The 24,121-nt window shown below is 69.3% G+C and carries 22 protein-coding genes; 6 read left to right on the top strand and 16 right to left on the bottom strand.

Annotation, left to right across the window (positions count from 1 at the left end):
- Nucleotides 1–497: 497 nt before the first annotated feature.
- The 4 genes from ABIB15_RS11090 to cofD are packed head-to-tail and all read left to right on the top strand — an operon-like array spanning nt 498 to nt 4,209.
- The gene (locus tag ABIB15_RS11090) at nt 498–1,499 is read left to right on the top strand and encodes a putative F420-0 ABC transporter substrate-binding protein (protein ID WP_354478296.1); all 1,002 of its coding nucleotides are present in this window, start codon (nt 498–500) and stop codon (nt 1,497–1,499) included.
- A gap of 6 nt (nt 1,500–1,505) precedes the next feature.
- Nucleotides 1,506–2,414 carry an iron chelate uptake ABC transporter family permease subunit gene (locus ABIB15_RS11085; RefSeq protein ID WP_354478293.1) on the top strand — a complete coding sequence of 303 codons (909 nt, stop codon included), beginning with the start codon at nt 1,506–1,508 and terminating at the stop codon, nt 2,412–2,414.
- Nucleotides 2,411–3,220: an ABC transporter ATP-binding protein gene (locus ABIB15_RS11080; protein WP_354478290.1), complete on the top strand. Its 810-nt coding sequence runs from the start codon at nt 2,411–2,413 to the stop codon at nt 3,218–3,220. The genes ABIB15_RS11085 and ABIB15_RS11080 overlap by 4 nt, the downstream gene beginning before the upstream one ends.
- Nucleotides 3,217–4,209, top strand: a complete 993-nt coding sequence (cofD, locus tag ABIB15_RS11075) for a 2-phospho-L-lactate transferase (RefSeq protein WP_354478287.1) — start codon at nt 3,217–3,219, stop codon at nt 4,207–4,209. Before ABIB15_RS11080 ends, cofD begins: the two co-directional genes overlap by 4 nt.
- 9 nt (nt 4,210–4,218) lie before the next feature.
- Here the strand turns inward: cofD and cofC are convergent, their stop codons facing one another.
- The 10 genes from cofC to ABIB15_RS11025 form a co-directional block, all read right to left on the bottom strand.
- Nucleotides 4,219–4,836, bottom strand: a complete 618-nt coding sequence (gene cofC / locus ABIB15_RS11070; RefSeq protein ID WP_354478284.1) for a 2-phospho-L-lactate guanylyltransferase — start codon at nt 4,834–4,836, stop codon at nt 4,219–4,221.
- Nucleotides 4,833–7,016, bottom strand: a complete 2,184-nt coding sequence (locus tag ABIB15_RS11065) for a transglutaminase TgpA family protein (protein WP_354478281.1) — start codon at nt 7,014–7,016, stop codon at nt 4,833–4,835. Before ABIB15_RS11065 ends, cofC begins: the two co-directional genes overlap by 4 nt.
- Nucleotides 7,006–8,277, bottom strand: coding sequence for a DUF58 domain-containing protein (locus ABIB15_RS11060; protein ID WP_354478315.1), 1,272 nt, complete (start codon nt 8,275–8,277; stop codon nt 7,006–7,008). The genes ABIB15_RS11065 and ABIB15_RS11060 overlap by 11 nt, the downstream gene beginning before the upstream one ends.
- Nucleotides 8,278–8,284: 7 nt before the next feature.
- A complete protein-coding gene (locus tag ABIB15_RS11055) occupies nt 8,285–9,316 on the bottom strand; it encodes an AAA family ATPase (protein WP_502908950.1) in 1,032 nt (343 codons plus the stop codon).
- A 104-nt stretch (nt 9,317–9,420) separates the two neighbouring features.
- Nucleotides 9,421–10,188 (bottom strand): coenzyme F420-0:L-glutamate ligase, encoded by a 768-nt coding sequence (cofE, locus tag ABIB15_RS11050; protein ID WP_354478278.1) that lies wholly within the window; start codon nt 10,186–10,188, stop codon nt 9,421–9,423.
- Nucleotides 10,189–11,190: a TIGR03557 family F420-dependent LLM class oxidoreductase gene (locus ABIB15_RS11045; protein ID WP_354478275.1), complete on the bottom strand. Its 1,002-nt coding sequence runs from the start codon at nt 11,188–11,190 to the stop codon at nt 10,189–10,191.
- A 9-nt stretch (nt 11,191–11,199) separates the two neighbouring features.
- A complete protein-coding gene (gene coaD / locus ABIB15_RS11040; protein WP_354478272.1) occupies nt 11,200–11,688 on the bottom strand; it encodes a pantetheine-phosphate adenylyltransferase in 489 nt (162 codons plus the stop codon).
- 61 nt (nt 11,689–11,749) lie between these two features.
- Nucleotides 11,750–13,921: an ATP-dependent DNA helicase RecG gene (locus ABIB15_RS11035; RefSeq protein ID WP_354478269.1), complete on the bottom strand. Its 2,172-nt coding sequence runs from the start codon at nt 13,919–13,921 to the stop codon at nt 11,750–11,752.
- Between the two features lie 42 nt (nt 13,922–13,963).
- Nucleotides 13,964–15,094, bottom strand: a complete 1,131-nt coding sequence (gene corA, locus ABIB15_RS11030; protein WP_354478267.1) for a magnesium/cobalt transporter CorA — start codon at nt 15,092–15,094, stop codon at nt 13,964–13,966.
- Between the two features lie 53 nt (nt 15,095–15,147).
- Nucleotides 15,148–16,860, bottom strand: coding sequence for an acyl-CoA dehydrogenase family protein (locus ABIB15_RS11025; protein WP_354478265.1), 1,713 nt, complete (start codon nt 16,858–16,860; stop codon nt 15,148–15,150).
- Nucleotides 16,861–16,947: 87 nt separating this feature from the next.
- On the opposite strand from ABIB15_RS11025, the gene rsmD reads away from it, so the two are divergent.
- The gene (gene rsmD, locus ABIB15_RS11020; RefSeq protein ID WP_354478262.1) at nt 16,948–17,514 is read left to right on the top strand and encodes a 16S rRNA (guanine(966)-N(2))-methyltransferase RsmD; all 567 of its coding nucleotides are present in this window, start codon (nt 16,948–16,950) and stop codon (nt 17,512–17,514) included.
- Here rsmD and thiL read toward each other — a convergent pair.
- Entirely contained in the window at nt 17,511–18,494 is a 984-nt protein-coding gene (gene thiL / locus ABIB15_RS11015) for a thiamine-phosphate kinase (protein WP_354478260.1), read from the bottom strand. The genes rsmD and thiL overlap by 4 nt on opposite strands.
- Before the next feature lie 33 nt (nt 18,495–18,527).
- Here thiL and ABIB15_RS11010 point away from each other — a divergent pair, with 33 nt between their 5' ends.
- A complete protein-coding gene (locus ABIB15_RS11010; protein ID WP_354478310.1) occupies nt 18,528–19,025 on the top strand; it encodes a DUF3515 family protein in 498 nt (165 codons plus the stop codon).
- 35 nt (nt 19,026–19,060) lie between these two features.
- Here the strand turns inward: ABIB15_RS11010 and ABIB15_RS11005 are convergent, their stop codons facing one another.
- The 5 genes from ABIB15_RS11005 to ABIB15_RS10985 all read right to left on the bottom strand — a co-directional run bounded on the left by ABIB15_RS11005 (nt 19,061) and on the right by ABIB15_RS10985 (nt 24,120).
- The gene (locus ABIB15_RS11005; RefSeq protein WP_354478307.1) at nt 19,061–19,813 is read right to left on the bottom strand and encodes an amino acid ABC transporter ATP-binding protein; all 753 of its coding nucleotides are present in this window, start codon (nt 19,811–19,813) and stop codon (nt 19,061–19,063) included.
- A gap of 47 nt (nt 19,814–19,860) precedes the next feature.
- Nucleotides 19,861–20,835 (bottom strand): amino acid ABC transporter permease, encoded by a 975-nt coding sequence (locus tag ABIB15_RS11000; protein ID WP_354478257.1) that lies wholly within the window; start codon nt 20,833–20,835, stop codon nt 19,861–19,863.
- A gap of 6 nt (nt 20,836–20,841) precedes the next feature.
- Nucleotides 20,842–21,729 (bottom strand): ABC transporter substrate-binding protein, encoded by an 888-nt coding sequence (locus tag ABIB15_RS10995; RefSeq protein WP_354478255.1) that lies wholly within the window; start codon nt 21,727–21,729, stop codon nt 20,842–20,844.
- A gap of 249 nt (nt 21,730–21,978) precedes the next feature.
- On the bottom strand, nt 21,979–23,088 hold the full coding sequence (locus tag ABIB15_RS10990; RefSeq protein WP_354478253.1) for a D-alanine--D-alanine ligase family protein: 1,110 nt from the start codon (nt 23,086–23,088) through the stop codon (nt 21,979–21,981).
- Entirely contained in the window at nt 23,089–24,120 is a 1,032-nt protein-coding gene (locus ABIB15_RS10985; protein ID WP_354478250.1) for an NAD(P)H-dependent glycerol-3-phosphate dehydrogenase, read from the bottom strand. It lies immediately after the preceding gene.
- Nucleotide 24,121 lies beyond the last annotated feature (1 nt).

Below are 24,121 nucleotides of genomic sequence, written 5' to 3'. Positions count from 1 at the left end.
AAACGGGATCCACACACGAGGTTTTTGGCATTTGACATTGTGCACGCTGTTGAGTTCTCAAGGATCGGACGCTCCTGCACCACACCCTCACAGGGCAGCCTCAGGGCAACTTCACAACCTTACCACCTGGACTCCGTCATCCTTACCACCGGAGGCGGCGAGGAGATTAGCGGTCCAAGCGGGTTACCATCCTATGCTCCGAAGTCGGGTTCTTGCTACCAAGAACTACTTCGAAACCGGATTTTGTCCCTCTTGAGGCCGTTCAGCACTGCGGCTGGGCGAACCTTTGGGGCGACAAGAGGAAACACTACGTGGCGGTCGGGGGCTGAGCAAATCCCGGCCGCTGCCCGGGCGTGTCGCCCGCGCCGGTGGTCGCTAAACTGGGCTTATCAGGCCCCTGCACCGGATGTGGTGCGGTGCGTCGGTCCCGGATTTGGGGCGGCAGGTCTCCCCGCTAGTCAACTCGCGCTCCTGCTGCCGACCGACCGAGAGACACCATGACAAACCTCGCGCGCAGCCTCATCACCCTCCCCCGCCGCATCCGCCCCCTGACCGGCCCGACCGCGGCGGGTCTTCTCGCCCTCACCGGCTGTTCCAGCACGTCGACCGGCGCCGAAAGCTCCGCCGCTCCTGCCGAGGCGGTCATCGACAACTGCGGCAGCGACGTCGACACGGCTGCGGCCGCCCCGGAGCGCATCGTCACCATCAAGTCGACGTCCACCGAACTGCTGATCGCGCTCGGGCTCGCGGACCGTGTGATTGGGTCTGCCTTCCAAGACGGCCCCGTTCCCGAGGAGTGGGCCGCGGCTGCGGCGGACATTCCCGTCATCTCTGATTTCGCGCCGAGCCAGGAGTCCGTGCTCGAGCTCGAGCCCGACTTCGTCTTCGCGGGCTGGGAGTCGATGCTCACCGCGGAGGCTGCTGGCCTCGCCGGGCTCGGCGTCGGTACTTACGTGGCGCCGTCCGCGTGCAAGGAGGCCGGCTACCAGCCCGAGAAGCTCACCTTCGACGAGGTCTTCACGGAGATTGCCGAGGCCGGACGGGTGTTCCACGCGGAGGAGGCCGCCGCCGACCTAGTGGCCGAGCAGCGCTCCGCCCTCGAGGCGATCGAGGCCGACGACCGGGGCCTGACCGTGCTCTGGAATTCCTCGGGCACCGATACCCCCTATGTCGGCGCCGGCATCGGGGCACCGCAGATGATGATGGAGCGCCTCGGGCTGACGAACATCGCCGCCGATGTCGCCGACACCTGGAGCCCGCTCGGCTGGGAGGCCATCATCGACTCGGACCCTGACGTGATCGTGCTCGTGGATGCCTCGTGGAACGCCGCCGCGAGCAAGATCGAGCTTCTCGAGTCGAACCCCGCCACCGCGGCCCTCGGCGCGGTGCAGTCCTCACGCTACCTGGTAGTTCCGTTCGCGGCGGGTGAGGCCGGCGTGCGCAACGTCTCGGCCACGGCGGATCTCGCACAGCAGCTCGCAGCCGTCGATGTCGAGTAGCTGAGCGTGCGCACGGCCCGCCCTCCGCGCATCCTCGTCGCCTCGCTCACACTCGCGGCGGCGCTCGTCGCGTCGATCGCCGCCGCGGTGACCTTCGGGCCGGCAGACATCCGGTTCGACGAGGTCTGGGCCTCGATCGCCAGCCACCTCGGCCTCGGGGTAACCCCCCTGTCCCCGCTGCGCGACGGAATCGTCTGGGAACTGCGATTGCCCCGGGTGCTCACGGCCGCGGCGGTCGGCGCGGGCCTGGCAGTCTCCGGCGCGGTGATGCAGGCGATCACCCGCAACCCACTCGCCAACCCCTATCTGCTGGGCCTCTCCTCCGGGGCGTCGCTCGGCGCCGTCGCCGTGTTGGTGCTCGGCGTCTCGGTGCTGCTGCCGGCGGCGGCGTTTCTCGGCGCGCTCGTCGCCCTCGCGGCGACGCTGTTGATCGCCGGCTCCGGCTCCGCCATCACCCCGAGCCGGATGATCCTCGCCGGAATCGCGGTCTCGAGCCTCGGCGCCGCACTCACGAGTTTCGTCATCTTCTGGACGGCGACGGGGGACTCCTATCGCGAGATCATCTCGTGGCTGCTCGGCTCCCTCGCCGGCGCACGGTGGCCCGCTGTCGCCATCGCCGTCGCCGCGGTCGTCGTGATCGGCATCCCGCTCATGGTCGGCGGGAGGGTCTCGGTAAGCGGATCGATCGGCTTCGTCGGCCTCATCCTCCCCCACGCCGTGCGCCTCATCGTCGGGGCCCAGCACCGGGCCCTGCTACCGCTGGCCGCGCTGTCGGGCGCCATTTTCCTGATCTGGTGTGACACCGCCGCCCGTGCCCTGTTCGATCCGCGGGAGCTCCCCGTCGGAATCGTCACGGCCGTCATCGGCGCCCCGGTGTTCGTGCTGCTCGTCATACGCTCGCGGAGGTTCGCATGATTCCGGATGCCGAACTCGGCGACTCGATGAGCGCGCGGCAGCTCTCGGTCGTACTCGGCGGGCGCACGGTGGTCGACGCTGTCGACGCCGAATTGCGCGGGGAGCGGTTGACCGCGATCCTCGGCCCGAACGGCGCGGGCAAGTCGAGCCTCATCCGGGTGCTCGCGGGAGTCGACCGCCCGGCATCCGGCGCGCTCAGCTGGGCGGGAGAGGACTGGTTCGCCACGAGCAGGCGTGACCGCGCACGGGTCGCGGCACTCGTCGAGCAGGACGTCAGCGCCGAGCTTCCGCTGACGGTGCGCATAGCGGTCGCCCTCGGCCGCACCCCGCACGCCTCCTTCCTCGCCGGCCCGTCGCGACGTGACGACGAGGTCATCGACGCCGCGATGTCGGATGCCGGCGTCACCGAGTTCGCGCACCGCCAGATCAGCACACTGTCGGGCGGCGAACGCCAACGAGCGCACCTCGCTCGGGCGCTCGCCCAGGAGCCGCGGCTGCTCGACGAGCCGACCAACCACCTCGACGTGCTCGCGCAGCTCACCACCCTCGCGCTGGTTCGCGATCTGGCCACGAGGAACGGGCTCGCGGTCGTGGCGGCGCTGCACGATCTGAACCTCGCAGTCGCGTTCGCGGACCACGTCGTGGTGCTCGACGCCGGCCGCGTGCGCGCATCCGGCCCGCCAGCGGAGGTGCTTACCGCCGAACTCATCCTCCGCGTGTGGCATGTGGCGGCAACGGTGCTCACCCACCCCGTCACCGGCGCGCCCGTGATCACCTTCGACCTTCCCGAGAGGACCCACCCATGACAGCGATCACCGTGCTGGCCGGCGGCGTCGGCGGCGCCCGATTCACCCGCGGACTCCGCGAGCACCTCGCGGGCACCGACGCGGCCATTACCGTGATCGCCAATACCGGCGACGACATGTGGCTGACGGGACTGCGCGTATGTCCCGACCTCGACTCGATCATGTACACGCTGGGCGGGGCGAACGACGACCACCGCGGCTGGGGCCGCGTCGGCGAGTCGGAACGGGTCAGCGCAGAACTCGACGCCTACGGCATCGGCTGGCCCTGGTTCACCCTCGGTGACCTCGACCTCGGAACGCACATCGCACGGTCAGCGCTGTTGCGTGAGGGCCTCACGCTCACCGAGGCGACCGCACGGCTCTGCGCCCGCTGGAATCTCGGCGTGCGCCTGCTTCCCGTCACCGACGACGAGGTCGAGACGAATGTGGAGATCATCGACCCGTCCGACGGCGCCCGCCGCGTCATCCACTTCGAGGAGTGGTGGGTGCGGCACCGCGCCGCCATTCCCGCCCGGCGCTTTGTGCAGCGTGGGATCGAGAGTGCCCAGGCCACGGATGCCGCGGTGGAGGCGATCGAGTCCGCCGACGTCGTGCTCGTCGCGCCCTCCAACCCCGTCGTGTCGATCGGCACCCTCGTCGCGATCCCGGGCATCGCCGGGGCTCTGGCCGCCACGGCGGCGCCGGTCGTCGGCGTCTCGCCGATCATCGAGGGGCGGGCCGTGCGCGGCATGGCCGACGCCTGCCTCGCCGCGATCGGCGTCGATGCAACAGCGGTGGCCGTCGCGCGCCACTACGGTTCCCGCCGATCCGGCGGCCTCCTCGACGGGTGGCTCGTCGACGAGACGGATGCCGCCATGCTGCCGGAGATCGAGAGCGCGGGGATCCGCGCCGCGGCCGTGCCCTTGTGGATGAACGACCTCCCGCGGTCGGCGCGGCTCGCCGACGACGCCCTGCGTCTCGCGGATCGGGTCGGCGCGCGGAGCGGCTGACCTGTCGCGCTAGGCGGGGTGCCCTGCCCTCGTCGACACGACGCTCGCCGTGGCCTCGCCGACGCCGAGGGTCAGAGCTGTCGCGAGGTCGGTGACGGTGTCGACGTCCCAGCGCAGCGCCGACCCGACGGGGAGCGCGAGGACGGCGTGGCCGGCCGCCTCGTGCCGCTCCCGCGAGCTGGGCCCGAACCGTGGTTCGAGCGCGGCTCCGTTCGAGGAGGCGATGAGGGTCGTTCCGATGCCGCCATGATCGGCCACCATGGACAGCTCGAACAGTTCGGCGAGGTGCAGGGCGCGGTCGAGGTCGGCGGTATCGAGGGCGGGGAGGTCTCCCGTGAGCACGGCGACGCAGCGGGTGCGCGCGGCGCGGATCCCTGCCGTCGCCGCGGCGTTGAGCCCGGTGCCGGGGTCGGGCACGATCCACGCGCCCAACGCCGTTGCGCGCTCGACGACCCGCGCATCGGGGGTAACGACAATGACCTCGTCGACCAGAACGCTGTTCCGGGCGGCGACGATGGTGTCGGTCGCGAATGCGAGCGCGAGATCGGCGACATCCGCGAGGTCGGGCCGCAGTCGGCTCTTCGCCTCGTCGAGACGCTTGACCGGGATCACGATCGTCCAGCTCACAACGTCCGCCTCGGACGTGTCGCGCGGCGCCAGAGCGACGCCGGGTAGAAGCGCGCGAGAAGCCGCGTGCGCGTGCTCGCGCCGGCCCGAGCCTCGGTGCGGAAGCCATCGAGCTCGCTCACGAGAAAGCCGGGATCGTTGATCGTCGCCCTGGCATACCCCTCGTGCTCGACGGCCGAGAGCAGGCGGGCCAGAGCGGCGCCGGAAGCCCCGATCACTGCCGCGTTCTCGCGCGGCGTCTCGGTGTTGGACACAGGGAGCCGGAAGTCGATCGCCGTCCGCAGCACCTCGTGCCACGCGTCGATCGCGGTCGCCTCGCCCGCCAGCAGACGCCGGGTGAGGAGCATCCGCTGCAGCACACGGACGGATGCGGGAAGCAGCGAGATTCCGGCGACGATGAGCAGGGCGAGGAGAAGGCGCGGGAGCGCGGTCTGGGTCGCAGAGGAGACGGGAGTCCCGCTGTCGTCGAGCCCCGGATCGCCGGCGTCGTCGACCGGCGCCGACGGGGCCGGCGTCGGAGCGTCGGGCGCCGCCGTCGGGGGGACCGGCGCCGGCACTCCCGCAACGCTCACGTCGGCGTAGTCCCCGAGCGAGCCGCGCCCGGGGGTCGGCTCGAACTGAACCCAGCCGATGCCGTCGAAGTACAGCTCGGGCCAGGAATGCAGGTCGTCGGTGGTGACGGTGAAGCCGTCGTCGCCCTGGGTGGCGGTCGGTGTGCCCGGCAGGAATCCGACGACGATGCGGGCGGGGATGCCGAGGCTGCGCGCCATGACCGCCATCGCGGAGGCGAACTGTACGCAGTAGCCGGAACGCACATCGAGGAAGGTCGCCACGACGTCCATTCCGGTACCGTCGTAGTCCCCGTCGACGGGCGCGTCCTCCGAGTAAGTGAATTCCCCCGATCGGAAGAACTCCTGCAGCACGATCGCCTTCCCATAGTTCGTCGGGGCGGGCCCGGCGATTCCGGCCGCGGTCTCGGAGATCACCGTCGGCAGGTCCTCCGGCAGCTCGAGGTACTGCTCGAAGTCGGCCGGGACAATCGTGCCGGCCGCGAGCAGCTGCTCGGGTGTGGGCTCGACGATGAGGCTCTCGACCACGTAGTCCTGCCCGCGCGCGGTGTCGTTCGGGCTCGAGACGGAGAAGTCGGCCGACTCCCAGAACCAGTCCCTGGCAACACCCTCGATGCTCCGCGGCGGATAGGGAACCGGGAGCCAGCCGCTCGAGAGATTGCGGACCTCGATACTCGTGAGCTCCTCCGCGGTCGGGACGGCACCTGACAGCCCCGGCGGCGGCGCGAAGGCCGCGATCGAGTTGCTGCGGTCGACGTCACGCTCGGTCGGAGCCCAATCGGTACCGGTGAAATTCTCAAGGCTGACGAGCCGGAGATAGTGCGGTTCGCCCGACGCCGTGCGGTAGCTGAGAACCTCCCGTTCGGCGGAACGCCGCAGGTCGTCGCCGAGGCTGAGCACCGGATTCACCGCGGTCGACAGGCCGGGCGAACTGCCGGCTGAGAACACCACCGCGGGGAGCACGAGGGGCAAGGTGAGGGCTCCGACGATGGCGGCCGCACCGATGCCGACGGCGAGGCCCGGCTGCCTCCTCTGCCCGCCCACCACCAGCAGCGCGAGGAAGGCGGCGGCGCAGAGCGCGAACACGAACAGGTCGGTGACATCCCGCGCGGTGACGGCGGGGACGGCCAGCACCCCGAGCAGCGGGATTCCGGCGAGCGCCGGCCTCGCGAGGGTGATGGCGACCACATCGCAGAGGAGGGCGATCGCGCCGACCCCGACGCACAGCACGAACACGATCGGCGCATCCGCGTTCGCCGGGACCGATTGCCGGTAGATGGAGGCTCCCGCCTCGCCGAACAGCCCACCGAAGGCCCTGACGGTGTCGAGGGTCGGGATGACGGCGAGCAGCGCACTGCCGGGGGCGAACAGCAGGGTCACGAGCCCGATGAGGGTCGCTGCCGCGGCGGCCGACGGAACGAACCAGCGGTGGGAGAACGCCCGCGCGGTGGCCGCCGCCCCCAGCACGGCGGCGAGCACGAAGAACACCAGAAGCCACCAGGTCTGGTCGTCGAAGATCACATGGAGTCCCCCCGTCGCGACGGCGATCGCCAGCAGCAGAGCCAGGCTCACCTGCCACGCGACGGGAGAGTCCCTCCGATCAGCGGCCACGGCGCACCCCATGCAGCTCGGCGACGGCACGCCACGCGTCCTCGACCGAATCGCCGAGGGCGACCGGGACACACGTCCAGCCCGCCCGGCGCAGGGCCTCGAGCGCGAGGGAGTCGCGCCAGGTGACGACGAACGCCACCGCCAGGTCGAAATCGCTGCGCTGGGCGACGAGCCGCTCGATCGTCGGCGCGTCGGCGTCCGCCAGGATCGCGAAGACCGACCCGTGGGTGCGATCGGGCCTCGTGCTGGTGAGCGGGGACCCGACCGGGTAGTCACCGGCGGCGCCGGCGAGTTCGAGAGTGGCGAGCGAACGGAGGAAGGGTTCCATCGGCGACACCGGTGCGAGGTGCCGGTCACCCGTCTCGACGAACTCGACCGCGAATCCGCCGCGCGCGAGGTGCAGGGCGATCGAGGCACCGATGGACACCGCCAGCTCGAAGGACTCGCTCTCCGGCTCGTTGCTCTGCCTGCCGGGCTGGTGGTCGGCGTACCCGCTGCGGCGGGTGTCGAGAATGATGCGCGCCTCGGCGTGGCTGCGCTGTTCCTCCTGCCGGACCATGAGCTCGCCGTGCCGGGCCGTCGCGCGCCAGTGCACTCGTCGCATCGCATCGCCCGTGCGGTACTCGCGGGTCGAGAGGTCGTCCTCGCCCCCGATCGAGCGGCGCACGAGCAGCGACGCGCCATCGCTTGCAAGGATCGCGAGTCCCGTGTCGGGGAGCTCGCGGATGACCGGGGTCACGACCAGCCAGTCCACCGCGCCGACCGCAACCTCCCCCTTCGCGAGGCCGAACGGGTCGGCGAGGCGAGCACCGAGCGGACCGATCGGGAACTCGCCCCTGTGCGGCGGAATCAGCTCATACCGCAGCCGGGCGGTGGTGCCGCGGGAGCCGCGGGCGGCGAGCGCCGGGAGCATCCTCGATCCGTTGCCCCCGCTGGCCCACGGCCGATAGTCACGCCACTCGACCTGCGGGGTCGGCCGCTGGCCCCCGTTCGCGATCGTGAGCTCGACGACGGCCGGCTGCCCGACGCCGACAGGCTCCGGTCGGAATGAGCGGGAGACGGTGAGCCCGACGCGCCGAAATCTCGCGAAGGCGACCGCGAGGGCAGGCAGCAACAGGGTGAGGCAGCCGAGGTAGAGCAGCTCCGGCCGCCCGCTCGCATAGGCGCCGATGACGCTCGCGCCTCCGACGACGGCGAGCGTCGCGCCCCTCGGCGTGAGCCGCGCGGAACGCGAGAACCGGATCGGTCGGAGTCGCGCCATCACGGCCTCAAGCCGAGCCGAGCGGCACCGGGGTGGCCGCGAGGATCCGGTAGATCACGTCGGCGAGCGAGCTGGATTGCGCCGCAGTGGCCCCGCCCGACAGTCTCGACGAGGGAATGAGCCGGTGCGCGAACACCGGCACGGCGAGCGCGTCGATGTCGTCGGGCAGCACGAACTCGCGGCCATCGAGGGCCGCGCGGGCCTTCGCGGCGCGCACCAGCTGGAGCGTGGCGCGGGGACTGGCGCCGAGGCGGAGCTCTCGGTCGCCGCGAGTCGCCTGCGCGATCGCGACGGCGTACTGCTCAACGGCACGCGACACGAACACTCCCCTGACTGTGTGGATCATCGCGAGGAGCTGGTCGGTGGTGACGACCGCCTCGAGGGTGTCGAGGGGGCTGCTGGACTCCCGCTGGCGAAGCATCGCGAGCTCGGCCGCAGCATCCGGGTACCCCATCGAGACTCGGATCATGAATCGGTCCCGCTGCGCCTCCGGCAGCGGGTAGGTGCCCTCCATCTCGACCGGATTCTGGGTCGCGACGACGGTGAAGGGGGCAGCGAGCACGTGGGTCACGCCGTCGACGGTGACCTGGCGCTCCTCCATGCTCTCGAGCAACGCCGACTGGGTCTTGGGGCTCGCGCGGTTGATCTCGTCGCCGATGACGATGTTGGCGAAGACGGGCCCCGGCTTGAACTCGAACTCGCGGGAGGCCTGATTGAAGATCGACACCCCCGTGATGTCGGAGGGGAGGAGGTCGGGCGTGAACTGGATGCGGTTGACCGTGCAGTGGACTGAGCGCGCGAGCGCGCGCGCGAGCATCGTCTTGCCGACACCGGGGACATCCTCGATCAGCAGGTGCCCCTCGGCGAGGAGCACGGTGAGGGCAAGCTCGACGGGGGTGCGCTTTCCGTCGATGACCCGTTCGACACTGCCGATGATGGCGCCGCTGAGTGATTGGAACTCGTCCGCCGACAGGGTCGGGGATTGCTCGATCCGTGCCTCGGCGAGATGATGCTCGATCTCACGTGGAATGCTGCTCACCGACGACCTCACCATTCCTGTAGCTGTCCTCAGGGAAGTCTGCCAGATGGTTCCGCGAACGCTCCCAGCGTTTTATCGGGAGCGCCAGAAAAGGTGACGAAAATTTATGGAGCCCGGTCGGCGCGGCCCGCAGCGAACCCCCTGGCGTAGGCCTCGTCGGAGCCGAGGCGGAACATATCCTGGGCTGCCGGGCGCACGAGCGCACGGGCGCCCGGCTCGTCGAGCCCGCTGACGAGGTGGCCGAGTCCGCGCACGATCGCCACCGGGAGGCCCGCCGCCTTCCCCTTGACGAGGTCGGTCGCGCCGGCGATCTCGTCCGCGACCGCGGGTAGGGTCACGTTGAGGGCGCGGCCTCCGGAATCCGTCGATCCGCGCAGATCGTCCATGACGCGCACGCCCGCCGCCCCGATGGCGACGTCGGTCTGCCCCTCGCGCCAGGCCCGGCCGAGGGTGTCGGTGATGACGACGCCGACGCGAACACCGAACCGGGCGCGGATCGCCGCGCAGAGTGCGCGCGCCGAGGCATCGGGGTCGAGCGGCAGCAGCAGAACGGTGCCGTCGGGCGTGTTGCTGGAGTCGACGCCCGCCGCCGCGAGCACCAGGCCCTGCCGGTTCTCGACAATGCGCGTGACCCCTCCCGGGTACTCGCGCGTCGCGACGATGCGCACCGTCTCCGCGGTGATGGCGTCTTCCCGATCCTCCGCGGCGACGCTGCGCCCCTCGGCCTTGGAGACGATCTTGCTCGTGATCGAAAGGATGTCGCCGTCGGCGAGCCCCTCCTCCGTGTGCGAAATCGCGTCGCCGATGACCGCGGCGAGGTCGATACCGGCCACGATCTCGGGGATGCCTGCGACGGCCCAGGCCGAGAACACCTAGCGCGCCAGCCGCGGGAGCACGTCGCGCCCGAAAACGTCGATCCACTCGCGCTGATTGCGCCCGACGTTGTGAAGGTAGATGCGGTCGAATCCGAGGTCGACGAATCCCTGAATGTACTGGCGGTGCACGTCGGGGTCTTCCGAGATGACCAGGCGCCCCTCGAAGTCGTCCGGGCGCACCATCTTCGCCATCTGCTCGAGCTCGAACGGGGAGCGGATGTCCGCCTTGGGAAACTTCATTGCCCCGTTGGGCCACTCGACCATGGCGTTGCGGAGCGCCTCCTCGTGCGTCGACGCCCAGCTGAGGTGCAGTTGGAGTACCTTCGGCATTGTCTCCGGGTCTTTCCCCGCCTCCCGAGCACCCTCGGCGAACTTGTTAATGAGCAGGGAGACCTTCTGCAGTGGGGCGCCGACGGTGATCAGTCCGTCGGTGTGCTTGCCGGCGCGCTTGGCGGTGACCGGGCCGCCCGACGCCACCAGGATCTGCGGGGCGACCTCGGGCATCGTCCACAGCCTCGTCGATTCGAGCTTGTAGTACTGGCCGGAGTGCTTGGTATCCTTGCCCGCGAGCGACGCGGTGAAGAGCTTGTTGATGATCTCGATCGCCTCGAACATGCGGTTGATTCGCTCGGGCGCCTCGGGCCAGTAGCCGCCGACGACGTGCTCGTTGAGTGCCTCACCGGAGCCCAGCCCGAGCCAGTGACGACCGGGGTACATCGCCGCGAGCGTCGCGCTCGCCTGCGCGACCATCGCGGGGTGCCAACGGAAGGTCGGCGCGGTCACGCCGGGGCCGAAGTCGCCCGTCGTGCGCTCGCCGACGGCCGCGAGCACATTCCAGACGAAGGCGCTCTGCCCCTGGGCGGGAACCCATGGCTGAAAATGGTCGGCGGCCATCACCCCGGTGAAGCCGCGGCTCTCGGCGTAGGCACTCAGCGCGACAGCCTCGGTCGGGTGGAACTGCTCGAGCATGGCGGCGAAGCCGATCTGCAACTGCCTCATGGGCCGATCCTAACCGCGCGGATTTTGCAAGAACTCGTAGACGGCGGCGGGCACATACGGGCTCACATCACCGCCGAGAGCCGCAACCTGGCGGACGAGCGAGCTGGAGACGTGCGCGTGGCCGGGGTCGGGCAGCATGAAAACGGTCTCAACCCCCGCGAGGTTGCGGTTGACGATAGCCATCGGCGTCTCGTAGGCGACGTCGACCTGGGAGCGCACGCCCTTCACGAGCACTGTGGCGCCGACATCGAGGCAGTAGTCCACGAGCAGGCCAACACTCCAGGAGGTGACGGTGATGTTGCCGCCGAACCCGGCATCGGAGATCGACTTCTCGATGAGCGCGACCCGCTGCGCGACGGGAAGCATGGCCGCCTTATCGGGGTTGTGCACGACGAGCACGTGGAGTTTGTCGAAAATCCGCGAAGCGCGTTCGATCACATCCAGGTGACCCAGGGTCACGGGGTCGAAGGAACCAGGGACGACGGCGATCCTGCTCATTGCCTCACCCTATCCGGCCAGCGTTACCGACATGTGACACGGCGGGCGCCTCGGAATCCGGTCAATTCTTCGCGAGGAAGTCCCTGCTGGCTTCGTCGAGCCGGCGTGAGAGGGCGTCGCGCAGGTGCGGATGCGCAGCGAGGGTCGGGTCGGAATCGATCAGCTCCGCCGCGATCTGTCTCGCCTCGGTGATGAGCACTCCGTCTTTCGCGACGCGCAGCAGCCGCAGTGACGAGCGGCCGCCGGATTGCAGGTTGCCGAGCACATCGCCCTCTTGGCGAAGTTCGAGGTCTTTCTGGGCCAGCTCGAAGCCGTCGAGAGTCGAGGCAACCGCCTCGACCCGTTCCCGGGCGAGCGTCTCGCCCTCGGCCCCGGTGACCATGAGGCAGAGCCCCGGCACGCCGCCTCGGCCGACGCGGCCGCGCAGCTGGTGCAGCTGGGAGACCCCGAAGCGATCGGCATCCAGCACGACCATGACCGACGCGTTGGGCACGTCGACCCCGACCTCGATCACCGTGGTCGCGACGAGCACATCGATTTCACCGGCCGCGAACGCCCGCATCGTTGCGTCCTTCAGATCGCTCGGCATGCGACCGTGGAGCTCCGCGATGCGGGCCGCGGCCAACTGCGGGTTGGCGCGGAGCTCGGCAAGGGTGTCGGTGACATTCGCGCGGGGCGTCGCCGGGTCGGCAGCATCCGCGCTCGGCGGAGCGCCGCCCTCCTCCGCCTCGACGACGGTGCTGTCGATCGCGGGGCAGACGACGAAGGCCTGCCGGCCGAGCGCGAGCTCCTCGGCGACGCGTTGCCAAATGCGTTGTGCCCACGCCGGCTTCTCGGCGAGGGGCACCACATGGGTCTCGATGGGGATGCGGCCGGAGGGCAGCTCGGCGATCGTCGAGACGTCGAGGTCGCCGAACACGGTCATCGCGACCGTGCGCGGAATCGGTGTCGCGGTGAGCACGAGCACGTGCGGCGGCGTCTGGCCCTTGCGGCGCAGGGCCTCGCGCTGCTCGACGCCGAACCGGTGCTGCTCGTCGACGACGACGAGGCCGAGGTCGAAGAAGTCGAGGCTGTCGCTCAGCAGCGCGTGGGTTCCGATGACGATGCGCGCCTGCCCCGTGACGACGGCGAGCATAGCCTTGCGCCTCTCGGCGACCGTGAGCTGACCCGTGACGAGCGTCGGCCGCAGCTGGGCTGCGAGGTCGGGCCCGAGCGTCTTGACGATCGACCGCAGGTGCTGGCCGGCGAGCACCTCGGTCGGGGCGAGCAGCGCCGACTGACCGCCGGATTCGGCGACCGCGAGCATCCCGCGCAGGGCAACGATGGTCTTGCCGGAGCCCACCTCTCCCTGGACGAGTCGGTTCATCGGCACGGCCGCAGCGAGGTCGGAGGAGACCTCCGCGCCAACGCTCGTCTGGTCGCCGGTGAGGGTGAACGGCATGTTCGCGTCGAACCGGTCGAGCAGCCCGCCCTCGGCCGGGATCCGCGGTTCGGCCAGCTGCAGGCGCAGCAGCGCGCGCTGCTCGAGCAGGGCTGACTGAAGCACGAACGCCTCCTGAAACCGCAGTGTCTTGCGTGCAGCGCCCCAGTCGGCGTCTTTCATCGGGCGGTGGATGAGTTCGACCGCACGGGAGTAGCTCATGAGCTTGCGGGCGGACCGAACCGCGTCGGGGACCGGGTCGTCGAGCGGCGGGAGAGTGTCGAGCACGACCCCGATCGACTTCTGGATCTGCCAGGAGGCGACGGATGCCGTGGCCGCGTAGATCGGGATTGGGACGTCGGCCCACGCCTTCGCGTCGTCGGCGGAGCGCTCCTCATCGGGTGGGAAGAGCTCGTAGTCGGGGTGGGCGAGCTGTCTCGTGCCCTTGTAGTCGGTGACCTTGCCCGCGAAGATTCCGCGCGCTCCCGTGACCAGCTCGGCCCGCCGCCAGGGCTGGTTGAAGAAGGTGAGGGTGAGGATGCCAGTGCCGTCGCTGATCCGCACCTCGAGGATCGATCCGCTCCTCGCCTTCATCCTGCGCTCGCTCACGCCGCGCACCTGCGCGACGATCGTCACATTCTCATCGGTGGGCAGATCGGTCACGGCGCTGAGCTCGCCGCGCTTGGCGTATCGCCGCGGGTAGTGGCTGAGCAGGTCGCCGACGGTGTCGAGGCCGAGGCCCTTTTTCAGCGCCGCAGCCGTGCGCCCGCCGAGCGCGCTGCTGAGCTTGGCATCGAGCGGCGATCCGGGCATGCCTCGATGGTATTCGCCACCACCGTCAGTTTTCGAACGCGATCAGATCCAGTCGCGCTTCCGGAAGATGACGTAGAGCGCGCCGCTCACGGCGATCATCAGGGCGATCGAAAACGGGTACCCGTAAAACCACTCGAGCTCCGGCATGTTGCGGAAGTTCATCCCGTAGAGCGACCCGATCAGGGACGGTGCGAAGAGGATCGCCGCCCATCCCGAGATCTTGCGAGTCTGGTCGGCCTGCAGGTTGCTCGCGACGCCGACCCGCTGCATCTCGTCGTTCTGACGCTGCGCGACGAGGGTCGCGTTGACTGTGAGGATGTCGCGCAGGAGTTGCCGGAACCGGTCGACACGCTCGCTGACCCGCGCAACGTGGTCCGCGACGTCACGCAGGTACTGGCGCAGCGCCGGGTCGTCGGTGTTCTGATCGAACGTCTCCTTGACGGTGTCGAGGAGATCGGCGAGCGGGAGCACGGCGAGCTGGAACTCGATGACCTCGCGGGTCAGCTCGTAGATGCGCCGGGACACGTTCCGATGCCCGTCGAATACCTGCGCCTCGATCTCGGCGATGTCATTCTCGAGTCCCTCGACGACGGGCCGGTAGCCGTCGACGACCGCGTCGAGGATGCCGTAGAGGATCGCGTCGGTGCCGCGCGCGAGCAGCTGCGGGTGGGCTTCGAGCCGGGAGCGGACGCTTCGCAGGTCGGGGGCCTCGGCGTGTCGGAGCGTGATGACGAAGTTCGGGCCGACGAACAGGTGAAGCTCGCCGAACTCGACGGTCTCTGTCTCATCGACGTATCGTGCGGCCTTCAGCACCAGAAATGTGATCCCGTCGTACTGCTCGACCTTGGGACGCTGACGGGCGTTGATCGCGTCTTCGAGTGTGAGCTCGTGCAGGCCGAACTGGCGGGCCAGCTCGTGCAGCTCTGCGGCATCCGGGCGGTACAGGCCGATCCACCCGACCGAGCCGGGCTGGCGGTCGAGCTCGATGACCGTCCCGCACACAGTGCCGGGTGAGGCGACGCGCATCCCCTCGAGGTAGACGGCGTTGTCGACGATATGGGAGGCGTGGCGCTCTGGATCGGTGGCCGCGACCTGAACGGGCTCCGGCTGCTCGTCCGGGGACTTCCGCGCGGGTGCGAATCCGCGGAATCGCTTGAGGAAATCGGAGGTCATGCGTGAACGTTAGCCCGACAGCGGGGAATTCGCGCCAGGGTTGCTCCGCGTCGTCAGAGATCGAAGGCGTAGCCACCGGTCTGCCGGGTCGCGGCGCCGATCTGGGTGGTGTGGCGGTCATCGTTGATCTCGAGCGATCGGAGCTGCCTGGCCACCTCGCGCTGGCTGCGCTTGAGGAAGTGGATCGCGACGGTCTTCTCCGCACCGGACACCTGCAGCCCGTCGCGTTCGAACGTCGCGGAGGCGCGGCCGATTACGGCGACCTGAGAGTAGATGCCAGAGGCGACGGCGGTGAGCCGCTTCTGCAGCAGCTGCTTCTCCTGCACCTTTTTGCCGTGCTTGCGCAGCGCCGCCTCCGCCGCGTCTCGCAGCCGCACGGTCTGCTCGCTCACCGCGGCGTTGTGCTTCGCGAACGCCGGGTGGGCGCCGACGAGGCGGCCGGGGCGGATGGCGCGGTTGATGCGGCCGGAGACGTAGGGGGCGAGCACCCCGATCGCCTTCGCCGGGTCGCTCATGCTGAGCGATCGCACGTCGGGCAGGTCCTCACTCAGGGCCTTGAGGCCATTCAGCGCGACGAACGCCCGCATCACGTCGTTCGCGCCCTCGAAGATCGGGAAGATGCGGAAGTCGCGGAGGGCCTTCGAGAGCGGGTGGTCGTCCATGTACGCCGTTCCGCCGTGCACCTGGAACGCCTTGTTGAGGCCCTTCCAGCCGACATCGCTCGCGACGACCTTGGTCATGGCCGACTCGAGCGAGAAGTCGGCGACGCCGAGGTCGACGAGGCCGGTCGTGAGGTACGACATCGACTCGAGCCCGTAGATCTGGCCGGTCATCCATGCCGCTTTCTCCTCGACCAACTCGAAGTCGATGAGCGGCCGGCCAAACTGGTGCCGGGTGGTCGCGTGCTCGAGGGTGAGGTCGAGGAACCGCTTCATTCCGCCCGCGATCGACGTGCCCATCGACATCCGCCCGTTGTTGAGGGTGTTCATCGCGATCCGGAAGCCGTCTCCGGCGTCGCCGAGGAGGTTCTCGGCCGGCACACGAACGTTGTCGAATCGCACGCGCTGCAGCCGGTTGGCCTTGAGTCCGAGGGTCTCGAAACGCGGGCCGGTGCTGAGCCCCTCCACACCCTTCTCGACGACGAGGGCGACGTGGCCGAGCTCGGATCGGGCGAACACGGTCAGAACGTCGCCGGCACCATTGCCGATCCAGCGCTTCTCGCCGTTGAGGATCCAGGATCCGTCCGACTGGCGCTCAGCCCGCGTCTCGAGGTTGTAGGCGTCAGACCCCACATTCGGTTCAGTGAGCACGAACGCGGCGAGCTTGCGGCCGGCTGCGAGGTCGGGCAGCCAGCGGGCCTTCTGCTCGTCGGTGCCATAGAGATAGATGGGCTTGGTGCCGATCGACTGGTGCACTCCCATGACGACCGCGAGGGCGCCGTCGACGCGGCCGAACTCCTCCATGACTCGGCAGTAGCCGCTCTGACTGAGGCCCTGCCCACCGTACTGCTCGTCGACGAAGAGGCCGAGCAGGCCCAGCTCGCCGAGGTCGCGGATCGTGTCGTCCCCGACCCAGCCGTCACGTTCGGCCTTCGCGGGGTCGTAGACGTTGGCGAGGTAGTCGCGGGCTGATGCGGCAAGGCGGCCGACCTTCTCGCGCTCGGCGCCCACCATCACCGGGTACGGCAGCACGAGCTCCGACGCGACGCGTCCGAGGAAGAGCGACTTGGTGAAGGAGGGCTTGATGGAGCGGTCGACTGTGGCCATGCCGCCAGTGTGGATGATCCACTGATTGGAGGCCAACCAATTGTGGATGTTCTACAGCAGGTGGCCCGGGTGGGTACGGTGAGGGAGATGACGCGCATAATCTCGGGCTTCGCCGGCTCACTCATGATCGCCGTGCCCGCCTCGGACACCCGGCCGACGAGCGACCGCGTGCGCGAGGCGATCTTCTCCGCGCTCGACGCGCGCGACGCGATCCGCGGCACGGCAGTGCTCGACCTCTACGCCGGCTCCGGGGCCCTCGGCCTCGAGGCGGCGAGCCGGGGCGCGGCGCGGGTGACGCTCGTCGAGAAGAGCACCTCCGCGGCCGCCACCTGCCGCAAGAATGCCGCCGTCGTGCTGAAGAGTGCGCCGAGGGTGGGCGCGCCGGTGATTCAGGTGAGCGCCCAGTCGGTTCAGGTGTACCTCGATGCGGGCGGCGACACGTTCGACCTCGTGTTCCTCGATCCGCCCTACGACCTCGGCGAGGGCGAGCTTGCCGATGCCCTGGCCGGGCTTGTGCCACGGCTCGCGCCCGACGCGATCGTCATGGTCGAGCGCAGCTCGCGGTCGGCCGAGCCGGTGCTGCCCGACGGCCTCGAGCTCGACAAGCGCAAGAACTACGGCGACACCACCCTGTGGTGGCTGCGGGGCTCCTAGCCCGACGCGCCGTTCCAGCCGCGGTACGGGTCCCACCCGACGTTCTCCAGGAACGGCTCCCCGTCCACCGCGAGCCCGTCGCCAGCCTGCACGGTGCCGATCGCCCGGAACCCGCCCGGTAGCAGCGTCTCCGGGGGAAACGTCGCGAGCAGCGCGTGGTCCTCCCCTCCTCCGAGCGCAAGCCGCGGGTCATCGCCGAGGGCCGCCGACGCGATGTCGAGCCGCACGCCGCTCGCGCCGGCGAGGCGGCGCGCGTCGATCGCGAGCCCGTCACTGAGATCGAGCATCGCCGTGGCGCCGGCGAGGGCCGCAGCGCGGCCGTCGGCGATCGGCGGGGCGGGGGCGAGCTGGGCGCCGACCATGTCGGGATTCTCGGCGCGCACGGATGCTGCCGCGGCAGCATCCGGCTCCCCCCGCCCATCGACGCCGCGCTCGAAGAGCAGCTGCAGCCCCGCTCCCGCCAGGCCGAGTGCACCCGACACCGCGAGCACGTCGCCGTCGCGGGCACCGGAGCGCAGCACGGGGTCGCGGCCCTCAAGGTCGCCGAACGCCGTGACCGCGATCGTGAGGGTGCTCGACACGGACAGGTCGCCGCCGACGACGCCGCATCCGGGCCACAGCGCGGCGCACGCCTCCCGCAGCCCGTCCGCGATGCCCTCGAGCAGCGCGACGGGAGAATGCGCGGGCGCGGCGATCGCGACAACGAGCGCGGTGGGGACGGCCCCCATCGCGGCTACGTCGGAGAGGTTGGATGCCGCGGCCTTCCAGCCGAGGTCGCGGGGCGTGGACCAGGCGAGGCGGAAGTCGGGCCCGTGGATCATCATGTCGCAGGTCACGACGAAGCGCCCGTCAGGTGCCGTGATGACGGCGGCGTCGTCGCCGGGACCGAGCAGTTGCGCGGCGGCCTGAGGCAGTCGGGGGAAGATGCGGGCGAGCGTTGCGATCTCGCCGATGCCGCCGAGCGTGTCAGGAACCGTCATGGAACAAACGGTAGCCTGATCCGAGTGAAGTCGATGCGCGGGCCAGGGGCGAAGGCCGCAGCCATTCTCCTTGTTCTGGTCTCCCTCGCGGGCTGCACCGCCGCAGTGCCGATGCAAGTGGCGGAGGATGCCACGAACCCCGTCTGCGCCGACATCGTTGTGCGCCTGCCGGAGGACATCGACGGGCAGGAGAGACGCGAGACCGACGCCCAGGGCACCGGGGCGTGGGGCGACCCGGCAGTCATCCTGCTCTCCTGCGGCGTCGAGGTTCCCGGCCCGTCGACTCAGCGCTGCGTCACGATCGACGGCGTCGACTGGCTCGTGGACGATTCCGAGGAGGGCCGCGGGGTATTCACGACGTACGGCCGCGATCCGGCCGTGCAGGTCGTCATCGACGTCGTCGCCACCTCGGACTCGAATGCGCTCAACGCACTCGCGAACTCCATCGGGTACAGCCCCGTCGTCGGCGCCTGTACATCCCCAGAAGACGCCACCATCGACGACGACGCCGTGCTGAGGCCACAGCAGTAGATGGTTGGTCCGTCCGCGTTCGGCGCCCCAGCCAGCTAGAGCACTTTCGAGAAGAACGCCCTCGTGCGCTGGTGCTGCGGGTTAGCGAGCACCGCAGCGGGGTCGCCGGTCTCGACGACGACGCCGGCATCCATGAACACGAGGGAGTCGGCGACCTCGCGCGCGAAGCCCATCTCATGGGTGACGACGATCATCGTCATGCCGTCGGCGGCGAGCCCCTTCATCACATCGAGAACCTCGCCGACCAACTCAGGGTCGAGCGCGCTGGTGGGCTCGTCGAAGAGCATGAGCTTCGGCTCCATCGCCAACGCGCGCGCGATCGCGACGCGCTGCTGCTGTCCACCGGACAGGTGCGCGGGAAAGTAGTCCTCCCGGTCGGCAAGCCCGACTCGGTCGAGCAGGTCCCTGGCCTTCTGCTCGGCGAGTGCCTTGTTCTCGCCCTTCACCCGCAGCGGCGCCTCCATCACGTTTTGCATCGCCGTCATGTGAGGGAAGAGGTTGAACCGCTGGAAGACCATGCCGATGTCGCGACGCTGGCGGGCGGCCTCTCTCGGCCGCAGCTCGTAGAGCTTGCCGTTCGCCTCGCGGTACCCGATGAGCTCGCCGTCGACGCTCAGGCGCCCGGCAGAGACGACCTCGAGGTGGTTGATGCAGCGCAGGAAGGTGGACTTGCCCGAGCCCGACGGGCCGACGAGGCACAGCACCTCGCCGCGCTTCACCTCGAGCGAGATCCCCTTGAGCACCTCGTTCGAGCCAAAGCTCTTGGAGACCGACTCGGCGAGCACCATGGGGGGAATGGACCCGTCACCGGATGCGCCGGACGCCGTGCTCGCATTCACTTGGCGCCGTCCCTGCCCGGCGCCGCCGGTGGGTTCGTGCTCTGTATCGGGGCGACGACCGTCGGCTGGGTGCCCGTGACCAGCGGCACCGCTGCGGTGCCGATGGGCGCGCCGCCCTTCTTGTCCGGTCGGCGGTCACCGATGCCGCGGGCGAAACGTTTCTCGAGGAAGTGCTGGCCCACCATCAGAATGGAGGTGAAGAACAGGTACCACAGCGACGCGACGATGAGCATGGGGATGGGGTTGAAGGTCTCCGCCGAGATGTCCCTCGACCGCGTGTAGAGATCGAAACTGTAGGGCACGGCCGTGACCAGCGACGTCGTCTTGAGCATCGAGATGACCTCGTTGCCAGTCGGCGGGATGATGATGCGCATCGACTGCGGCACGATGACCCGGCGCATGGTCTGGAACCAGCTCATCCCGAGTGCCGTCGCTGCCTCCTCCTGGCCACGGTCAACCGACAGCAGACCGGCGCGAACGATCTCGGCCATGTACGCCGCCTCGTTGAGGGCGAGCCCGATGATTGCGAGCGTGAACGTGTTCAACGCCGCGTTGGTCTGGAACGAGTAAAACGGCTCCATGAACGGGATGCCGATGTCGATGCTCTGGTAGATGATCGACAGCAGGCCCCAGAACACGAGCTGCACGTACACGGGGGTTCCCCGGAATACCCAGAGGTAGAACCATGCCACGCTCTTGACGACGGGGTTCGGGGAGAGCCGCATGATGGCGAGGATCACACCGAGCACGATCGCGATGATCATCGAGTAGACCGTCAACTGCAACGTGTTAACGGCGGCCTGGGTGATGCGACGGTCGAACACGTACTTCGCAACGGCCGGCCAGTCGTAGGCCGATCGCCCCGCGGCGTCGAGGATGAACAGCGCGGCCCCGGCGATGAGGACCACCGCGAAGACGTTGCGCCACGGGTGGCGCAGCCGGATGGCCTGAATCGGGCTCTCGCTGCTCATGCCCGGCTAGCCGTTCGCGGCGGCGTTGATCGTGATCTCGTCGATAGCGCCGTCGGCGACGCCCCACTCGTCGAGGATGTCGCTGTAGGTTCCGTCATCGACCATCGCCTGCAGCGCAGCCTGGATCGCTTCGGCGAGGCCGGAATCCTTGCCCACTGCGACTCCGTAGGGTGCCACGTCGAAGGTTTCCCCAGCCAACTGCAGTTGGTCGCCGGTCTGGGCGATGGCGTAGAGGGTCACCGGAGAGTCGGCGCTCATGGCGTCAGCCTGGCCGAGCACGACGGCGTTGGTCGCGGCATCCTGCGTGTCGAACTGGATCTTCTCGATCGCGGGCTTGCCATCGGCAACGCACGCTTCGCTCTTTGCGGGCACCTCAGTGGTGTCTTCGTACGTTGTGGCCTGAACTGCGACCTTGAGCCCACACGCGGCGTCGGGGTCGATGTCGTTTCCGGCGGCGGACGCCCATTGGATGCCTGCCGTGAAGTAGTTGACGAAGTCGACCTGCTCTTCCCGCTCCACCGTATCGGTGAACGAGGACATGCCGATGTTGACCTTGCCCCCCGTCACGCTCGGGATGATGTTGTCGAACTTCGAGACCTGGAACTCCGGCTCAAGGCCGAGCTTCGCGGCGATCGCCTCGGCGAGCTCGATGCCCCAGCCGATGGGGGCACCCGCCTCGTCCTTGAACTCGTTGGGCGCGTAGGTCGGGTCGGTCCCGACAAGGAGGGTGCCGGAGCTCGCAACGGCCTCGGGGAGCAGTGCAACTGCCGCCTCGTCGACGGTGATCTCCCGGGGCGAACCGGTGTCGGTGCCGGGCGTCGAGTTGTCAACGCATCCGGAAAGGAGCACAACGGCGATGGCCGCGAGTGCCGGTACAGCGAATTTTGCGCGCATGATTCCACCTCTGGTGTTTGTTCTGCTGGTGCTGTTGGGTGTGAGCCTACTCCGGGCGGGTAGCAGCGTCAGTGGCCATTGGACCCAACATCCCCTCGCCACGATGCGGCCCTGTGGTGGATGCCAGTGTCTGTGTCCGTCGTGCGGGCGCTGCCCCATTTCGGCGTCTGGTGTCGGCTCGAGGGGCTGGTGAACAAGGTCACGCGGACGGCCGTCGAACCGAGCCGGCTCCGCTGGCGACGCCGGTGGTCAGCGAACCGTCTCGAGCCCGATCTCGATGAGCTCGTCGATGAGCTCGGGGTAGCTGAGCCCGGTGGCCATCCAGCACTTGGGGAACATCGAGATCGGGGTGAAGCCCGGCATCGTGTTGAGCTCGTTGATGACGAACCCGGAGTCGGTGAGGAAGAAGTCGACGCGGGCGAGGCCCGCCGCCCCAATCGCCTCGAAGGCGAGCACCGCGAGGCGCTGCATCTCGACGAGCTCGCCCGGCGTCAGCGAGGCCGGGCAGACGAGGTCGACGCCACCGGCGTCGAGGTACTTGGCGGTGAAGTCGTAGAAGCCGGCGCCGCGCACAATGATCTCGCCGGCAACCGAGACACGAGGGGCCTCGCCTCGTCGCCCGCCGATCACCCCGCACTCGATCTCGCGGCCGACAAGCCGCGCCTCGATGAGCACCTTGCTGTCTTCGGCGAGAGCAACGGCCATGGCGGCGGGAAGGTCTTCGGCCGAGTCCGCCCGGGACACTCCGACACTCGATCCGGCACGGGCCGGCTTCACGAACACGGGCCAGCCGAGGGCGGCGGCCGCCGAAACGATGATGCCGGGGGATGCCGCCCATTCGCGCGCGGACACGGTGCGCCACGGGGCGACGGCGATGCCGGAGTGCTGCAGCACGGTCTTGGAGAAGTGCTTGTCCATGCCGACCGCCGACGCGAGCACGCCGGCGCCCACGTAGGGCAGCCCGATGAGCTCGAGCAGGCCCTGGATGGTGCCGTCCTCGCCGAACGGTCCGTGCAGGATCGGGAACACGAGGTCGATGTCGCCGAGGCTGCGTGTCGCGCCGGCCGCATCCGTGACGGTCAGCTCGCGCGACGCCGAGGAGAGGGGCCACTGCACGCGGGTGCCGTTGTCGGGCACGCTGGGCAGCATCTCGCCGTCGAGGGCGAACGCGGCGGGATCATCCGGCTGGAGGGTGAACGCGCCGTCGACCGTGATGCCCATCGGGATGACGTCGTATTTGCCGCGGTCGATCGCCGCGAGCACTCCCCCGGCCGTCGCGCAGCTGATCGAGTGCTCACTCGAGCGGCCGCCGAACAGGACGGCGACGACGAGCTTTCCGGTGCCGTTGTCGTGGGTCACTCAGGACTCCGGTCGTGGTTCGTCGCTGTCGGTTGTCAGGTGAGGCGCGATGTCGCGCGGGTTCATCGTGCCGGCGAGCACCTGCGCCACCTGCGACACGATCGGCATGTCGACCCCCTTCGCCTCCGCGAGCTTGAGCACGGGGGCCACCGAGGCGAGCCCCTCGGCGGTCTGGTTCATCTGCGCGACGACGTCGGAGAAGCTGTAGCCCTGGCCGAGCAGCCGCCCGGCGGTGTTGTTGCGCGAGAGCGACGACTCGCACGTCGCGATCAGGTCGCCGAGGCCCGCGAGCCCAGAGAGCGTCTCCGGGCGCGCGCCATAGGCGACGGCGAAGTCGGTCATCTCGACGAGGCCGCGGGTGATGATCGAGGCCTTGGTGTTCTCGCCGTAGCCGACGCCGTCGACGATGCCGATCGCGACGGCGATGAGGTTCTTGAGCACGCCGCCGAACTCCGTGCCGATGACGTCGGTGTTGACGTAGGAGCGGAAGTACGGGTTCGTCGCGGCGATCGCGACCGCCGTCGCCGTCTCCATGCTCGTCGAGGAGACGACGGCGGCCGTCGGCTGCTCCTTCGCGATCTCGAGGGCGAGGTTGGGGCCGGATGCGACGGCGATTCGGTCCTCGTCGATGTCGAGCACCTCGCGGATCACCTCGCTCATGCGCATCCCGGTGCCCTTCTCGACGCCCTTCATGAGGCTCACGACGATGGTGTCCTTCGGGATGAGCTCGCGCACGATGAGCAGGTTCTCCCGCACCGACTGGCTCGGCACCGACACGAACACGTACTCGGCGCCTTCGAGCACGTCCGGCAGCAGCGAGCTCGACCAGAGCCGCCGGGGCAGGTTGATGCCGGGCAGGTAGTCGCTGTTGCGCTTGCTCTGCGAGATCTCGCGAGCGAGCTCCGGGCGGCGAGCCCAGATCGCGACGTCAGAGCCGCCGTCGGCGAGGATCTTGCCGAAGGTGGTTCCCCAGCTGCCGGCACCGAGCACGGCGACACGGCGAGATCCGGGTGAGACGATCCGGATGGGCATC

The organism is Marisediminicola sp. UYEF4 (genome assembly GCF_040546025.1).
Classification (GTDB): Bacteria; Actinomycetota; Actinomycetes; order Actinomycetales; family Microbacteriaceae; genus Marisediminicola.
This window is presented reverse-complemented; position numbering and strand designations above follow the sequence as displayed.

Bases quoted from the DNA above. Each gene is read 5' to 3' on its own strand.
- ABIB15_RS11090 (WP_354478296.1), top strand. From the start codon at position 498: ATGACAAACCTCGCGCGCAGCCTCATCACCCTCCCCCGCCGCATCCGC.
- ABIB15_RS11080 (WP_354478290.1), top strand. From the start codon at position 2,411: ATGATTCCGGATGCCGAACTCGGCGACTCGATGAGCGCGCGGCAGCTC.
- cofD (WP_354478287.1), top strand. From the start codon at position 3,217: ATGACAGCGATCACCGTGCTGGCCGGCGGCGTCGGCGGCGCCCGATTC.
- ABIB15_RS11060 (WP_354478315.1), bottom strand. From the start codon at position 8,277: ATGGCGCGACTCCGACCGATCCGGTTCTCGCGTTCCGCGCGGCTCACG.
- ABIB15_RS11045 (WP_354478275.1), bottom strand. From the start codon at position 11,190: ATGAGGCAGTTGCAGATCGGCTTCGCCGCCATGCTCGAGCAGTTCCAC.
- coaD (WP_354478272.1), bottom strand. From the start codon at position 11,688: ATGAGCAGGATCGCCGTCGTCCCTGGTTCCTTCGACCCCGTGACCCTG.
- ABIB15_RS11035 (WP_354478269.1), bottom strand. From the start codon at position 13,921: ATGCCCGGATCGCCGCTCGATGCCAAGCTCAGCAGCGCGCTCGGCGGG.
- corA (WP_354478267.1), bottom strand. From the start codon at position 15,094: ATGACCTCCGATTTCCTCAAGCGATTCCGCGGATTCGCACCCGCGCGG.
- ABIB15_RS11025 (WP_354478265.1), bottom strand. From the start codon at position 16,860: ATGGCCACAGTCGACCGCTCCATCAAGCCCTCCTTCACCAAGTCGCTC.
- rsmD (WP_354478262.1), top strand. From the start codon at position 16,948: ATGACGCGCATAATCTCGGGCTTCGCCGGCTCACTCATGATCGCCGTG.
- thiL (WP_354478260.1), bottom strand. From the start codon at position 18,494: ATGACGGTTCCTGACACGCTCGGCGGCATCGGCGAGATCGCAACGCTC.
- ABIB15_RS11010 (WP_354478310.1), top strand. From the start codon at position 18,528: ATGCGCGGGCCAGGGGCGAAGGCCGCAGCCATTCTCCTTGTTCTGGTC.
- ABIB15_RS11005 (WP_354478307.1), bottom strand. From the start codon at position 19,813: ATGGTGCTCGCCGAGTCGGTCTCCAAGAGCTTTGGCTCGAACGAGGTG.
- ABIB15_RS11000 (WP_354478257.1), bottom strand. From the start codon at position 20,835: ATGAGCAGCGAGAGCCCGATTCAGGCCATCCGGCTGCGCCACCCGTGG.
- ABIB15_RS10995 (WP_354478255.1), bottom strand. From the start codon at position 21,729: ATGCGCGCAAAATTCGCTGTACCGGCACTCGCGGCCATCGCCGTTGTG.
- ABIB15_RS10985 (WP_354478250.1), bottom strand. From the start codon at position 24,120: ATGCCCATCCGGATCGTCTCACCCGGATCTCGCCGTGTCGCCGTGCTC.